Annotated in this window: 13 protein-coding genes; 7 read left to right on the forward strand and 6 right to left on the reverse strand. The window is 45.9% G+C overall.

Annotated features, from left to right (window positions below; genetic code table 11):
- Window positions 1-27 precede the first annotated feature (27 nt).
- Window positions 28-585, forward strand: coding sequence for a GDSL-type esterase/lipase family protein (locus ACSYSK_RS07155; protein WP_491714458.1), 558 nt, complete (start codon window positions 28-30; stop codon window positions 583-585).
- 166 nt (window positions 586-751) lie between these two features.
- On the opposite strand, the gene helD is transcribed toward ACSYSK_RS07155, so the two are convergent.
- The gene (gene helD, locus ACSYSK_RS07160; protein ID WP_491714459.1) at window positions 752-3,034 is read right to left on the reverse strand and encodes an RNA polymerase recycling motor HelD; all 2,283 of its coding nucleotides are present in this window, start codon (window positions 3,032-3,034) and stop codon (window positions 752-754) included.
- Between the two features lie 229 nt (window positions 3,035-3,263).
- On the opposite strand from helD, the gene ACSYSK_RS07165 reads away from it, so the two are divergent.
- The 5 genes from ACSYSK_RS07165 to ACSYSK_RS07185 all read left to right on the forward strand — a co-directional run bounded on the left by ACSYSK_RS07165 (window position 3,264) and on the right by ACSYSK_RS07185 (window position 8,262).
- Window positions 3,264-5,114, forward strand: coding sequence for a cation:proton antiporter domain-containing protein (locus ACSYSK_RS07165; protein ID WP_491714460.1), 1,851 nt, complete (start codon window positions 3,264-3,266; stop codon window positions 5,112-5,114).
- Window positions 5,115-5,181: 67 nt separating this feature from the next.
- Window positions 5,182-5,847 (forward strand): histidine phosphatase family protein, encoded by a 666-nt coding sequence (locus ACSYSK_RS07170; protein WP_491714461.1) that lies wholly within the window; start codon window positions 5,182-5,184, stop codon window positions 5,845-5,847.
- Between the two features lie 27 nt (window positions 5,848-5,874).
- A complete protein-coding gene (locus ACSYSK_RS07175; protein ID WP_491714462.1) occupies window positions 5,875-6,543 on the forward strand; it encodes a histidine phosphatase family protein in 669 nt (222 codons plus the stop codon).
- Between the two features lie 104 nt (window positions 6,544-6,647).
- Window positions 6,648-7,370 carry an isocitrate lyase/phosphoenolpyruvate mutase family protein gene (locus ACSYSK_RS07180; RefSeq protein ID WP_491714463.1) on the forward strand — a complete coding sequence of 241 codons (723 nt, stop codon included), beginning with the start codon at window positions 6,648-6,650 and terminating at the stop codon, window positions 7,368-7,370.
- A complete protein-coding gene (locus ACSYSK_RS07185) occupies window positions 7,354-8,262 on the forward strand; it encodes an isocitrate lyase/PEP mutase family protein (RefSeq protein WP_491714464.1) in 909 nt (302 codons plus the stop codon). Before ACSYSK_RS07180 ends, ACSYSK_RS07185 begins: the two co-directional genes overlap by 17 nt.
- Window positions 8,263-8,673: 411 nt before the next feature.
- On the opposite strand, the gene ACSYSK_RS07190 is transcribed toward ACSYSK_RS07185, so the two are convergent.
- Window positions 8,674-10,293 carry a peptide ABC transporter substrate-binding protein gene (locus ACSYSK_RS07190; protein WP_491714465.1) on the reverse strand — a complete coding sequence of 540 codons (1,620 nt, stop codon included), beginning with the start codon at window positions 10,291-10,293 and terminating at the stop codon, window positions 8,674-8,676.
- Between the two features lie 124 nt (window positions 10,294-10,417).
- Between ACSYSK_RS07190 and ACSYSK_RS07195 the strand changes: the two genes are divergently transcribed.
- Window positions 10,418-10,807: a hypothetical protein gene (locus ACSYSK_RS07195; protein ID WP_491714466.1), complete on the forward strand. Its 390-nt coding sequence runs from the start codon at window positions 10,418-10,420 to the stop codon at window positions 10,805-10,807.
- Window positions 10,808-10,975: 168 nt separating this feature from the next.
- On the opposite strand, the gene ACSYSK_RS07200 is transcribed toward ACSYSK_RS07195, so the two are convergent.
- Genes ACSYSK_RS07200 through opp3b form a run of 4 tightly spaced genes read right to left on the reverse strand, consistent with a single transcriptional unit; the run spans window position 10,976 to window position 14,964 of the window.
- The gene (locus ACSYSK_RS07200; protein ID WP_491714467.1) at window positions 10,976-11,941 is read right to left on the reverse strand and encodes an ABC transporter ATP-binding protein; all 966 of its coding nucleotides are present in this window, start codon (window positions 11,939-11,941) and stop codon (window positions 10,976-10,978) included.
- 20 nt (window positions 11,942-11,961) lie between these two features.
- Complete coding sequence (locus tag ACSYSK_RS07205) at window positions 11,962-12,996, reverse strand: ABC transporter ATP-binding protein (RefSeq protein WP_491714468.1); 1,035 nt, start codon at window positions 12,994-12,996, stop codon at window positions 11,962-11,964.
- Window positions 12,997-13,004: 8 nt separating this feature from the next.
- A complete protein-coding gene (locus ACSYSK_RS07210; protein WP_491714469.1) occupies window positions 13,005-14,036 on the reverse strand; it encodes an ABC transporter permease in 1,032 nt (343 codons plus the stop codon).
- A 1-nt stretch (window position 14,037) separates the two neighbouring features.
- Window positions 14,038-14,964, reverse strand: coding sequence for an oligopeptide ABC transporter permease (gene opp3b / locus ACSYSK_RS07215; protein WP_491714470.1), 927 nt, complete (start codon window positions 14,962-14,964; stop codon window positions 14,038-14,040).
- Between the last annotated feature and the right edge of the window lie 49 nt (window positions 14,965-15,013).

The raw sequence follows: 15,013 nt of genomic DNA on the forward strand, positions 1-15,013 counted from the left end.
GACCAATTACTAAGGGAGGCGCAACATATGCAAAAAATCATTTTATTTGGTGATAGCATCACGGCTGGTTTTACCAACGGGATGATCACCCCCATTTTTACCGCAAAATTATTTAACCACTTAGGAACAAATTATGCCATTAGCAATAAAGGAGTGCCGGGCGACGACACCATCGGGGCACTCGCACGTATTGACCGCGACGTTCTCAGTCAGTCACCTAACGTCGTCACCATCTTTTTTGGAACTAACGACGTCACCTTGCCGCAGATGACCTGGCAGCAATATCAACAAAATCTAGCCCAAATGCTCAGCCAAATCAGTCCCCCAAAATGTATCTTGATCACTCCCGGAATCAGCGGCCCCAGCAACCAACAGCGGTGGCCCAACGACCAGTTAAAACGTTACGCCCAAGCGACTGACGAATTAGCCCGCCAGCAAAATGTTAGTTGTTTAAATTGGTTCGCAATCGCCAGTCAACAACGAACCCAAGACATCTTACAGCCAGACCAGCTCCACTACACGTCGCTGGCCTATGACTTACTGGTAGCTCAACTAGTGCCGTTACTGCGCGAAAAATTAACATAAAAATAACGATTGCCGCCAAGTTAAACCCCAACCCGAACTTTATCTCTAAGTTCGGTCACTTTGGCAGCAATCATTATTTTTATCAGTTATTTAATTTTACCGGCTACAATCGTAATTGTGCTCCGGCTAATAGCCGCTTACACAACTTGGTTTTAACCGGTTTGCCTCACAGTTTTTTATAATCTTTTTCTGGCACCCGCTCCAACAAGGGAGACATCTCGCCACATGCTAGTAGGTCCAACACGTGCATCGCCCGCGAACAAATCGTATACAACAACTGGCGTTCGTCTTCTTGCCCGTAATTTTGCGCGTTAGCGTTCCACACGATCACCGCGTCAAATTCCAATCCCTTCGCCAGGTATGCCGGTACGACGATCGTGCCCGCCACCAAGCGTTGGTTTTCCGTTTTGATGGCCGTCACGTCTTGTTCTTGCTGTTTTAGAGCTGTCGTGACCGCAAGCGTTTCTTGCAACGATTTGGTGATGATCGCCGTCGTTTGTTGCGCGGCTAAATTGCGCTGTAAACAAGCAACTGCCGCTTGCACCAACTGTTCTTTAGTCTCAGTCAGCGTCAGTGTCGGTAACTGACCTTGCCGGTTAAACGCCTCAACGGCTTCACCATTACGTAAAATTTCCTTACTAAAAGAAGTGATCTGAGCCGTCGAGCGGTAGGATTTGGTCAACTGCACGACCTTCGTTTTTTCCCGGTCAAATAATAATCCCAACTGCTTCAATAATGAATTGCCGTGCGTGAAGATCGACTGGTTCAGATCCCCCAGCAATGTAAAGCGTGCACGCGGAAATTCCGCCTGCAATAACGCCAGCTGATAGGCGGTATAATCTTGAACCTCATCGATAAAAACTTGGCGCATCTGCAGGTCGCCGCGTTTGCCGATCAACTGGTCGTACAGGTACAAATAAATCGTCACGTCGCTGACAGAGATCCGTCCGTGGCGCAACTCATCTAGCGTTTGGGCCACAGTTTGCTGCCATTCATCCGGCGTTAGTCCGTCTTTGGTGAGGTCCAACAGATCGGGAACATGGCGCAAGAAATGGAGGTATTGCCCGTTAATATTTAAAAAGCGGTTATGTGTAATTGCTTTTTTAATACTCTGAAATTCCTGGGTGACGTAAGTCCGTGTCAAAAAAGTCAGTTCGGCGTCGCCATTAGCGAAATTGCGCGGGTGATCACCGTACAACGCGTTTAATTGTTCGGCACTGAGATCTTGTACCGCTTTTTGCACCCGGTCCGTTCGCGCTTCACTATTGACCTTGCGGCTAAGCTTTTTGAGTAATTTCTCCCGGGTCGCAGCCAACCTTACCCGTAAATGATAATTTTCATTAAAACTATAGTAGATTTTTTTGATCGCGGCTTTAGTAAAAAACGGTTGCCCGTGAAATAAAATATCCTTAAACTGGACGCCGCTTTTTTCCAAATACTGAACGTAAGCGTTAGTCGCTCTAAAAAAGCGCACGCTATCCTTGAGGACCCGCGCCTTTTTTGACAGCGGGTCTAGCTGATTTTCAAAACGTTCCTGGAGCGTTTCTACGCGTAATTTAGGCACCCGTCTTTGCGCGTACTGGTAAAAAGTCATCTGGACCATATTGTGCTCACCCAATTCCGGCAACACCTGGTCGATATAATCGTTAAATAATTGGTTGGGCGAAAACAAGATCACCTGACTCGATTGTAAGTGACCGCGATAACGGTACAGTAGATAAGCGACGCGTTGCAACACGGCCGCGGTTTTCCCCGAACCCGCCGCACCTTGTACGAACAATAATTCGGAAGTCGTATCGCGGATGATCTCGTTTTGCTTTTTTTGAATGGTGGCGACGATACTTTTCATTTTAGTATCGGACGACTCGTCTAACACCTCTAGCAACATCTGGTCGCCCACCGTTTCGTCGGTATCAAATAACGTCAGGATCTGGCCGTCTGCCACCATGAACTGGCGTTTTAATTTTAAGTCGACCGTTTGGGTGCCATCGGGAGTCTCGTAACTGACCTGCCCCAAGCCCCCGTCGTAATAAATACTGGAGATGGGGGCGCGCCAATCGTAAACTAAAAAGTGATCCGGCCGGTCGGAAAAAGAACTCAACCCGATATAAATGGTTTCGGTCTCATCTTTTTCCACAAAATCGAGACGAGCGAAGTACGGCTTTTTAGCTAACCGTTTTAAGACGGCCAGTTGGTTAGTCGCTTGTTGCCAGTTATTCTCCCGTTCCTGCAACATACTTTGTTGTTGTCTGACGCTCAGTGCAGTTTCCATCATTCCGGAATAAGTTTCAGTTTTTACCCGCACATTATTTTTAAAATCGGCCTGAATGGCCCGCCGATCGCGTTGTGCGCTTTGAATTTGTTGCTGATTTTTCGCTTCAGCCTGCTTGATCTTAGCTACAACCATGTCCATGCGCTGCTGCTCTTGTTGTTTGATCGTCAAACTCACACCCAAAACCTCCATTCAAATTTAACAAATAATTTTAGCACAATCGCACGGATAATTACAGAAATCCGAAGTAACGCAAACTGCTGCTTGTTGGAATATGATCGAACTATCGTTCACAAATAATACCAATAGAAGTGAGACCAAGTACTTTCCTCCAAATTTTTTTGCTTGCTTTCCCCTTAGTTTGTTAAAATATAGAAAATAATTGTTTTTACAAAGGAGTATTTCAATGGATCTTTCTTTAGTAATCGTTTCTCTAGCCGCTTTTATCACGCCGACCATTCTGGCACGTTTTAATTTTAGCTTGATCCCCTCGACTGTCGCGGAGATCATCGTCGGCGTGATCTTAGGCAAGAGCTGTTTCAATATTATTCACGTCAACTCAGTTTTAAGTACTTTAGCTACCTTAGGCACCATCATGCTATTATTTTTAAGTGGGATGGAAATCGATTTTTCCCTCTTCAAACGTACCGAACCCACGACTACTTTGGAAATCAAAAAAGCCAAAAATTCGCCACGCTACTCGCCGCTCAAGATCGCAGTCATTGCTTATCTTTCGACCCTGATAGTCTCAGTTGCTTTGGGAATTTTATTCGCAGTAGCCGGATTATTTAGCGATATTTTTTTGTCGTCGATTTTATTTGCTACCGTTTCTTTAGGAGTCATGATCAGTATTTTAAAGGAAAACAACTTACTGGGAAATACTTACGGCCAAACGTTACTATTGTTTGGCGTATTCGGCGAGATCATCCCGTTATTAGGCCTGACCATTTTTTCCGCGCTTAAAAGCGGCCACGGTGGCACCTTATGGCTACTGTCGTTAGTCTTTTTAGTTGCCGCATTTTTGCTGGCCCGTTTTCGCAATTTTTTCAAGAACTTTACTAAATTAACTAAACCTACCACCCAATTAGACATGCGCTTCGCTTTTTTGGTGATCGTCATCTTGGTCGTCTTAGCCGTTTCCGTCGGCGCTGAAAACATCTTAGGCGCCTTTCTAGCCGGGATCGTAATCAAATTGCTGGAACCCCAAAAGATGACTGAAATGAAACTCAACGCCATTGGTTACGGCTTTTTGATCCCCTTCTTTTTTATTTTGACCGGCGTCAAGTTAAACTTAGTAGCACTGTTAAGTTCCAAAACTACCTTGCTGCTGATTCCTCTTTTACTGGCCGCTTTTTTAATTGCCAAATTTCCGGCTTACTTTAGCTTCAAACTGTTATTCGCGAAACAAAATGCGCTGGCAGGTACCTGTTTAGTCGAAACTACCATGACGTTAGTGATCTCAGGCGTAGCGATCGCCCAACAGATCCACGCGCTGACCAGTCAGCAAAGTGGTGCGTTTACCTTAGGGGCAGTTTTGACCTGTCTATTAGGGCCGTTACTGTTCAAAAAACTATACCAACCGCAAAAACAAAAAGTGGCGAAAACTAACGTTCACATCATCGGAGCAACTACCAGCACCACGGCCGCTTACCGACAGTTATCGCCCGAATGGTACGACGTTTTACTGTATACCAATCACCAAGAAAGTTACGACGCCTTTCACGCTAATACACCGGTCCAGCTTATAACCGACTTAGACGCGAAAAGTTTGATCGCTAACGGGGTATTTGATACCGATATTTTGGTGATCTCGCACCTGCACTCCCAGGTCAATTACGAACTAGCTTTAGCCGCGAAAAAATACGGGGTCAACCGGGTATTAGTTCGTTTGGATAATCCCGACCCTACCGAAGCCAGCGCAATGGCTCAGGAATTAACTAAGGCCGATATCGAATTTTTCAGTACCTTCGATGTCGGCGTGGGCGTCTTGCGCGCAGCCATTGAATCGCCGCGAATTTTACCGTTGATCACTTCAACTCATTCGCACCTATTCGAATTTAAACTTGCTAACCCTAACTACGACGGCTTACAGATCGCCGAGTTACCCGAAAATATCACGGTTAGCCGGATCATTCGTCACGGCCAGTTCGTCGCCCCGCACGAAGAAACGATCTTGCATCAAAACGACCACCTGATCTTAACGGGTCCGTGGCAAGCAATTTCCGAACTGCGAACGACGTTAGGAAAGCAAAATTAACCACCGATAACGGCCATTTTTGCTGTATACTAGACTTAAGCAAACTTATTATCAAGGGGGAATTGACATGTCATTTACGATCTACCTCGTGCGCCACGGCCAGACTGATTTTAATCAGTACCACCGCTTACAGGGCTGGTGTGATTCGCCGCTGACTGAAAAGGGAATTGCAGACGGCAAAACGGCAGGCAAAAATTTAGCCCACACTCATTTCGATTATGCATTTTACAGCGACACTACCCGGGCTAAGCGAACTTGCCAGTTGATCTTAGCGGAAAATCAGGTTTCACCTGACTTACAACCCGCTGAGTTACGTAATTTTCGTGAACAAAGTTTTGGGTATTTTGAAGGTGCCGATACCCATCAAGCCTGGATCATGATCGGTGCCGCGCACAACTGTCGTAGCTTTGCCGACATCGTTAATAATTACTCGTTACGACAGACCCGCGATTTCACCAAGGAAGCCGATCCATTTCACGACGCCGAAGACGACGGTCAATACTGGAGCCGATTACGCGTTGGTTTTGACTACCTCCGGAATAAAGTTGCGGACAAAAACAAGGTCTTGATAGTCAGTCATTCGATGACGATCCGTAGTATCGTGCACCTCTTTTCCCCGGAAATTCCGGTGCTGGTCTCGCCCCAAAACGGCTCGGTCACTAAATTAACCGTAGCTGGTCATCAGATCACAGTCGATTATTATGATAAAGTTGCCACAGATTTTGCTTACTGAGCATTGCCACGTGAAAGGAAGTTCACTATGTCATTTAACGTTTACTTTGTGCGCCACGGACAAACTATCTTAAATCGCTATAACCGAATGCAAGGCTGGTGTGATTCGCCATTGACTCCTAAGGGAATGCAAGACGGTCACCGTGCCGGACAACTTTTGAGCCACATTAATTTCGCGCAAGTTTTTCACAGCGATACGACACGTGCCCAGAAAACCTGTCACTTCGTGTTAGAAGAAAACGTCGCTTCACCCGAATTACCGGATCCCGTAGAAATGCCGGAATTTCGCGAACAAAGCTATGGCTACTACGAAGGCAGCGACTCGGCTCAAGCCTGGCTGATGATCGGTGCCGCTCACGGTTGCCGCAATTTTGCGGAAATGGTCACCAAATATTCACTCGACGATACCAAAGACTTCGCCCATGTTGCTGACCCGTTTCACAACGCAGAAACCGCGCAACAGTACTGGAAAAGGATCAACGCCGGCTTTGCTAAATTGCGCCAAGTCGCCACAGACAATACCAATATCTTAGTCGTCAGCCACGGCACGACGATCCGCAGCATCGCGTGTCATTTCGACCCGACGCTTGACCCCACCGAAGCGCCACGCAACGGTTCGGTGACTAAATTGGTCGTTGACGACCAAAAGATCACGGTAGAATACTTCGACCATTACGAGAGCACGGATAAATATTAAAACTAAAGTGTAACTAATTTATTTTTGCTAAATCCATTTAAGCTAGTCTTACAATTTTCGTTTAAGACTAGCTTTTTTACTAAGATCAAAGAAGGGATGAATCAATGAAATTACTAACAACCTTACAACAAACACCGAGACAAGTGATCCCCTCGGTAGGAGACGGCGTCAGCCTGCGCCAATTCAATCATACTTGTGTTCCTGCCATCTTTTTATCGGGATACCTGACCAGTCAAAACATCATCGCCGCAGATGACGAAGGGTTACTTTCAGTTACGGAATATTCCCGCTTTGCCCTGCAGATGAATTTGGCAAAAACCAAGCCACTAATTTTAGACCTACAATCCGGATTTGGTAGCCCGTTGAATACTTATTATGCGGCCCAAAAGCTAGAATGCACTGGCGCCGATGTGCTGCTTTTAAACGACCAAAAATACCCGTCACATACTTTTAAGCCACAAGTAACGACCCCAGCTGATTTTGTGGGAAAAATTCGGGCCAGTATCGAAGGGGCCCCCGAAACTGCTCTGTGGGTCAAATTAACTGGCAGCAAGACTTATGGTATTGCCGGCACTTTACAACGCATTCATTACGCAGCAAACGCAGGAGCTCAAGCAGTCGTAATCAGCGAAGTTACTGTTGATACGCTACAAGAAATCATTGCCGCCGCCCCTAAACTACCAGTTTTAGGTTGGGGGCTACCACCAAAACAAGAAGTTGCTGTTCTTGCTTGGATAGATGCGGGAGCAATTGTTAAAAGTGGACAAAAAAAGCAACAAGACTTGATCACTACTTTTGATCGGAGGAAAAATGATGCTCAAAAATAAACAAATGCGCCACCAATTTGACCAAGCCGTCCACAGCGGCAAGATCGTCCGCATGTTAGTAGCTCCCGACGCTTTAGCCGGAAAAATCGCCGAGAAAATGGGAGCTCAAGCCCTCTTTTCCGCCGGCTATGCAACCAGTGCCTCGGCTTTAGCCCTGCCAGACCGCGGGATCACCGATTTTGGTGTCTCTCTCGAACGTACCCAAGAATTGATCAACGCAGTCAATATCCCCGTTTTTGCAGACGCAGATACCGGTTACGGAGACACGGCTAACGTCCGCCGGACCGTAGCAAATTACGAAGCGATTGGAGCCGTGGGATTATTTATCGAGGATCAAGTCTGGCCCAAATCTTGTGGTCACATGGAAGGTAAACAGGTGGTCTCTCCTGCAGTTTTGGTAGCAAAAATCAAGGCCGCCGTACAAACCCGTAAACACACCGATTTTTTGATCATGGCACGTACCGATGCCCGCGCAATCTATGGCTTAGCAGAAGCCATTGACCGCGCTAAACTTTACCAAGCCGCGGGTGCAGACTTAATTTTTATCGAAGCCCCGCAAAGCGTAGCCGAATTAAAAACTATTCACGAACATTTTCCTCATACGCCGCTGATGGCTAACATGATCGAAGGCGGCAAAACTCCACTTACTTCAGCCAGCGAATTAGAAAAGTTAGGGTTCAATATCGTAGCTCATCCCACCGCATTGACTTACGCACAAACCCATGCCGAACAAGGACTATTAAAAGTATTGCAAAAAAACGGCACAACGAATGCATTTCAGGACCAAATGCTAAACTTCACCCAATTCAATGAATTTATCGGCTTAGACCAAGTCAATGCCAGAGACCAGCGCTATTCGCCAGCACAAATGGGAAAATATTTACAAAGTTAATTCGCCCCAACCATAAAATGCTTAGAACTACTGCTCCAGCTTAAAAAGCGTTATTCATCAAAAAGGGAGGCTGGGACGAAAGCCGGTTAGCAGTTGAGAATTAGCCTAGGCGGTGTCAAATTGCGATTTTGGCATTTAACAGCGACGTAGCTAGGCGCAAACTGCTGCTTTTTGGAGCACGATCAAACAAGCTGTGAGTCAAGCCGTTTTGTAGTCGTGGACTAAGTGGCACTGACAAGCAAATCCTGTACTTGGATTTGTTTGTCAGTGTCCTTAGGACCTAGACTGCTGGCTTGATGAACGCGATTAAGTCTATTACTTACGGAAAGCAAAAGGGGGACTGGAACAAAACGGAGTTTTGTCCCAGTCCCCCTTTTGGTTTGCCACAAGTAACAGTTTGTTAAAGCAACTCTATTTTACGTACGCTCTCGTGTAATCATTTTGCCCTACAGCATGGTAAACAACTCCGTGTACCTTAGGCTTAACCAGAAAACTTTCGGTTTGATTATAGATTGGGATCAGCGGTAACGTTTGGTTCAAACGTTGCTGCGCGTTACGCATGTTTTCCCAGTACTTTTCTTGGTCATTACCATTTTGGTAACGAGCCGCGTTGACTTGTTGGTTGTAATAATTATCATCGTACTTGCCGTAATTTTTCGGATTGCCAACGGTCAGATTCTCCATGTTACTCATCGGGTCGGAGTAATCGGCATTCCAGAAAACATAATTCAAATCGAATTTACCGTTAGTCACATCGTTAGCCCAGACTTTAGGAACCGCATTGTTGACTACTACTTTAGTGTGCGGAAAGTTTTCTTCGATCACACTTTGCAAGTATTCGGTGACTTGCTTAGTGATCGTTTCGTTGTAGGCTACTAGGTTAAATTTCAGCGGCTGCCCCTCCAAGCCTTCCTCTTTAATTCCTTCATTCCATAATTTTTTGGCCTGTGGTAAATCATGCTTAAGCTGCGGGCTGGTTTCGCTACCGAAGTCCTTACCGGTCGTCGGATCAACGGCTAATCGCTTACTACTATAGTTAGTCGTTGGTTTAGACCCATCGCCGACCACGTTATTAGTCAATTTATCCCGGTCGATTGCCAAATTAAGCGCCTGCCGCAATTTTTGGTTCTTAAACGGTCCGTCCTTGGCTAAATTAAAACTCAAATAGTAGGTCCTAGCGATCGGATTGCGTTTTAAGTCAGAGTTTTGCTGTAATCCCTTAGCCGTCGTCCCCGTCACTTTAGCGACATCGAGCTTACCTGTCTTATACAAATTATAAGCGGTGTTGGAATCGGCTACGACTTGCACACTGATCTGGTCCAATTTGATTTCTTTTTTAGCGTAATAGTACGGATTTTTCATTAACCGCCACTTTTTATTGTTTCCCTGCCAGCCGGTAATTTTAAACGGCCCGTTACTGACAAAAGTCTTAGAATTAGTAGCGTACTGGTCGCCGTAACGGTGAACGTAACTCGTATTTTGTGGGAAAAAGACCGGCATCGTCAGTAACTTATCAAAATACGGCACCGCGCGGGTCAGCTGGACTTGCAGCGTTTTACTATCAAGCGCAGTCGCTCCCAAACTCGCAGCCGGCTTTTTGCCCGCGCTGATCTCTGGTGCGTTTTTGATAGGAGCAAAAATAAAACTATAACCGGCCGTAGCTTTCGGATTGAGCGAACGCCGCCAAGCAGTGATAAAGTCTTGGGCGGTCACCGGCTTACCGTTACTCCACTTGGCGTTTTTTCTGATTTTAAAAGTGTACGTCTTTCCGTCGTTTGTCGGCTTTACGTGTTTTGTCGCCACCGCTGCAACGACTTTATCGTGGGCATTGACCCGGTACAAACCTTCACCTGTTTGGGATAACATGTCCCACATCGTCGGTTCGGCTACGGAAGTCGTGTCCAGCGATTGCAAGTCTCCCGGTTCCATAATTGTAATCTGCTGTTTATTAGTCGCTTTCCCCTGCGAACAGCCCGCCAGTAACACTGCAACTAAAGACATCATGGTCAGTAACGCTGCTTTTTTATGCATTCACTTCATCTCCTGTGATATATTTAATGTTATTATCATCAAATTATAATATAATAGAAGGAAAAGTCAACGCTTTCTTTTAAGTTAAGCCAACTTTTAACATAATTTAAGCGGAGGAAAAATAATGAAAAAACTAAATGACGAAAGATTAAAAAACAAAAGACAAAATTTAAGGGCTGCTCTTTTCTATTTCCAAACTTCCATGTTAATTGTCATTGTCATTTATGACTTTTTCGTTCATGGTTTCGATTACGTCTACACTCATCCTATCTTGGGAATTTTATTCATCACTTTTTTCCTTGAATCACTTCAAGATATGACAGTAGCTAAAGATTTCGCAGAAAAAAACATCTTCAAAAAATCAATCTGTGCTATTTTAATTTTTGTATTAATTGCATTAGCCATCCTCTTTTTTAATATTCATCATTCCGGAATTTTACTATACCTGATACTTATTAGCTTTGCTTCCCTTGTTGGATTATTATTAACGTGGTTTTTCATTAGAAAAAAGTAGCAATTCTATTACCACAACATACTTATTTTAACACCATGTAAAAAGCCAACGTCTCAAGGCGCTGGCTTTTTGCTGCTTCAAAACCAAAATTTTTTATTTCTTCACTGCAATCGTAACAAACTTACATTTTATCCCGAACTTTAGTTTATAAAATCCAATTACCAGCACCTAAGCACCAGTCGTTACAGTTTGTTTTTTCATTTGCTCCGCTTTTTGCTGGTAGCCCGCGATCTCATCTTCGCTACAACGCACAAAGTGTTGCGGCGTGATCTCGTGTAGTTTGCGCGGATGTCCCGGCAAGTCTTTTTCCGTCTTGCTGTCGTAAGGGATCCGTTTTCGTGACCGCTCAAATTCCGGGTCTGGTTCAGGAACCGCCGAAATCAAACTGCGCGTATAATCGTGCAACGGTTGTTCGTAAACTTCGTTAGCGGGTCCGACTTCCAACAACTTACCGAAATGCAACACCCCGATGCGATCGGAGATGTATTTGACCATCGACAGGTCGTGGGCGATAAATAAGTAAGTCAGCTCTTGTTTTTCTTGCAATTCCTTCAACAAATTGACCACCTGCGCTTGGATCGAAACGTCTAGCGCAGAGATCGGTTCATCGGCGATAATAAATTCCGGTTCGACCGCTAACGCCCGGGCGATCCCGATCCGCTGCCTTTGCCCCCCGGAAAATTCGTGCGGGTAGCGACTGGCGTGGTCTTTATTTAAGCCGACCGTTTCTAACAACTGGGCCACCCGTTGCTTTCTTTCCTGCTTGTCTTTGACCAAATGGTGAATGTCTAGTCCCTCGGCGATAATGTCTGCGACCGTCATCCGTGGATTAAGCGAGGCGTACGGGTCCTGAAAGATCATCTGAATTTTGCGGGTAAACGCCAGCTTGTCTTGCCTGCTTTTTAACTGGCTAACATCTTGTCCCGCAAAGATGATCTGGCCGTCGGTCGGTTCGTATAAGTGAATGATACTGCGTCCAGTCGTCGTTTTCCCCGAACCGGATTCACCCACTAGACCGAAAGTTTCACCCCTGTAAACCGAAAAAGAAACGTCGTCAACGGCTTTAACTACCTCTTGTTTAGTACCGAAATACTGTTTTAAGTGTTTGACCTCTAATATTTTCTCACGCGCCATGCAATTTCCTCCTCGTTTCGCTAATGAACGGTCATTTGAGCGTAAAGTTCTTGCCGGCGGATAATTTCTGGCGGCGGTGTGACTTTAGGTGCATCCGGATGTAATAACCACGTTGCGGCGTAGTGCGTCGGTGTCACCTTGAAAAATGGCGGCTGCTGTTTTACGTCGATCTTTAGCGCGTACGGATTGCGGGCGGCAAAAGGATCCCCCTTCGGCGGGTCCAATAAATCCGGCGGTGACCCGGGGATCGCCGCTAAATTGGTGCTATTTAACGTAGGCATCGAATTTAACAAGCCCCACGTGTACGGGTGTTTAGGATCGTAGAAGATCTCATCGACCGTGCCGTATTCGATAATTTGTCCGGCATACATCACGGCTACCCGATCGGCCATCCCCGCTACTACGCCCAAATCATGGGTGATAAAGATGATCGACGTGCCAATTTTATTTTGTAGCTCCTTCATTAGGTCCAAAATTTGGGCTTGAATCGTCACGTCCAACGCGGTCGTCGGTTCGTCGGCTAATAAAATTTCCGGGTAACAGATCAAGGCAATCGCGATCACGATCCGTTGGCGCTGCCCACCAGAAAATTGGTGCGGGTATTCGTTAAAGCGCTGCTCGGGATGGTCGATACCAACTAGTTTTAACACCTCTAATGCCTGGTCCATCGCTTTTTTCTTTCCCAAATGTTTATGTTTTAATAACGGTTCAGCAATCTGGCGCCCAATTTTCATCGTCGGGTCCAAAGACGTCATCGGATCTTGGAAAATCATGGCAATATTTTTGCCCCGGATATCTTGCATTTGTTTTTCCGATTTTTGCAAGAGATCTTCGCCGTGATAGATAATTTGGCCGCCCTTAACTTCCGCGTTATTAGCCAGTAGGCCCATCAGGCTTTTAGTCGTTACCGACTTGCCAGAACCCGACTCACCCACGATTGCCAACGTCTCACCTTTGTTGAGATGAAAACTGACGTCGCGGATCGCCTGTACTTCACCAGCATAAGTTTTAAAGTTGATTTTTAAATTCTTAACTTCCAGAATTTTTTCACTCATAATCTGCCCTACCTTCTCGTCCGTGGGTCAAATGCGTCACGCAAACCGTCACCCAATAAGTTGAACGCGATCATCAAAATGACTAGCACGATCGCTGGGTACCACATCTGATACGGCAAAAATTGAAAATTCTTTTGTCCCTCGTTTAACAACACACCCAAAGAAGTCTGCGGTGCCGAGATCCCGATTCCGATAAAGCTCAAAAAGGCTTCAAAGAAGATCGCATTAGGGATCGTGTACATCGTTTGAATGATGATGATACTCGATAGGTTAGGCACCAAATGTTTCCACGCTATCCGACCGCTGGATTCACCCAGTGTTCGTGCAGCTAGTACGTACTCTTCGTTTTTGAGCGACAGCGTTTCGGCTCTGATCATCCGCGCCATCGTCGTCCATTCGGAAATTGCCAGCGCAGAGATGATCGAAGTCATCCCGGGTTTTAAAACGATCAGCATCAACACCACGATCACCAGCTGCGGCACCGAAGAAATCACTTCGATGATCCGCTGCATCACGGTGTCGACCCGGCCCCCCATCCAGCCGGAAACGATCCCGTAAGTCACCCCGATCGCCAGGTCCAAAAAGGTCGCGACTAACGCCACGATCAGCGAGATCTTAGTCCCGTAAATGATCCGTTGTGCCAGTGAATGTCCTAAATAATCTGTCCCCAACAAGAAATGCACGTTTTTGCTAACACCATTTTGCTGGTAAACGTCCGTCCAAACGCCACCGACCTTTAGCTTGCCGTTGAGGCCGTTGATGTTAACTCCCGGGATCTTAGCCGGCAAGTTAGCGTATTCCGGACTGGATTTGATCAATGATTGATGGTTAATGATCGGAGTAGAGCCAAACGCCACGATCATCAACAAAATAATGACAAATAATGAAACTACGGCACCCTTGTTAGCCCGCAGCCTGCGCCAAGCATCCTGAGTAAAGGTCAACGAAGGTGCGGCGATCTTTGCGTTATCTAGCTGTTCTTCAGCCGGTTTGAGCGGAGCAAAGTCATCCGCCGTTAAAGTTACTTTTTCTTCTGCCATCTTAATCCTCGCTTCCCAGTCTGATCCGCGGATCGATAATACCGTAAATGATATCCGTCAGTAAAATGACGACTACCAGTCCTGCGGAAAACAACATCGTTACCCCCATGATCGTCGGGTAGTCGTTAGTCGTGATCGACTTAACGTATTGTTCCCCGATCCCTGGGATAGAAAAGATATTTTCCACGACCATCGAGCCGGTCATCAACGACACGGTGTACGGTCCAATTAAAGTTACCAGTGGGATCAAACTATTACGCAAAGCGTGATGATAAATGATACCAAATTTATTGAGTCCCTTGGCCTTAGCTAGTTCAATATAATCGGAATTCAACACGTCGACCATCTCGGTCCGAATAAAACGCGCGGTTTCCGCCAACGGCCCGACACCTAAAGCAATCGTTGGTAAAATCGTGTAACTAAAACTACCCCAGTCGGCAATCGGCAGCCAACCTAATTTCAGAGCGATATAAAATTGCAATAACACGGCTAACACGAAGTTAGGGACCGACTTACCGATGATCGATAACACTGTAGCGGTGGTGTCGATCCACGTATTATGGTAGATCGCCGCGATCGAACCAATAATAATTCCAAAAAAGACCCCGAAGATCATCGCCTGGGCTCCTAATTGCGCCGAGGCCCCGATCCGACTAGAGATCAGGTAAGAAACGGGTTGGTTGCTGAACTGAAACGACGTTCCCAAATCACCGTGCAACATGCCTCCCAAATAAATCAAGTACTGCTGCCAAATCGGTTTATTGAGTCCGTATTGCCTGTTCATGATGGCAATTTGTTGCGGGGTCATTTTTTCCTGGTTAGAATACGGCGTCCCCGGCATTAATTTCATCAGGAAAAAAGTGATCGTCGCAACCAAAAACAGGGTAAGTATCATGTAAAGGACCCTTTTTAATAAGTACTTTTTCATCTTTTGCGCTCCATCCTTTTTTGACTGAAACAGGGAAAACTGACAAAGT

The sequence above is a fragment of the Ligilactobacillus sp. ESL1201 genome (genome assembly GCF_058503265.1).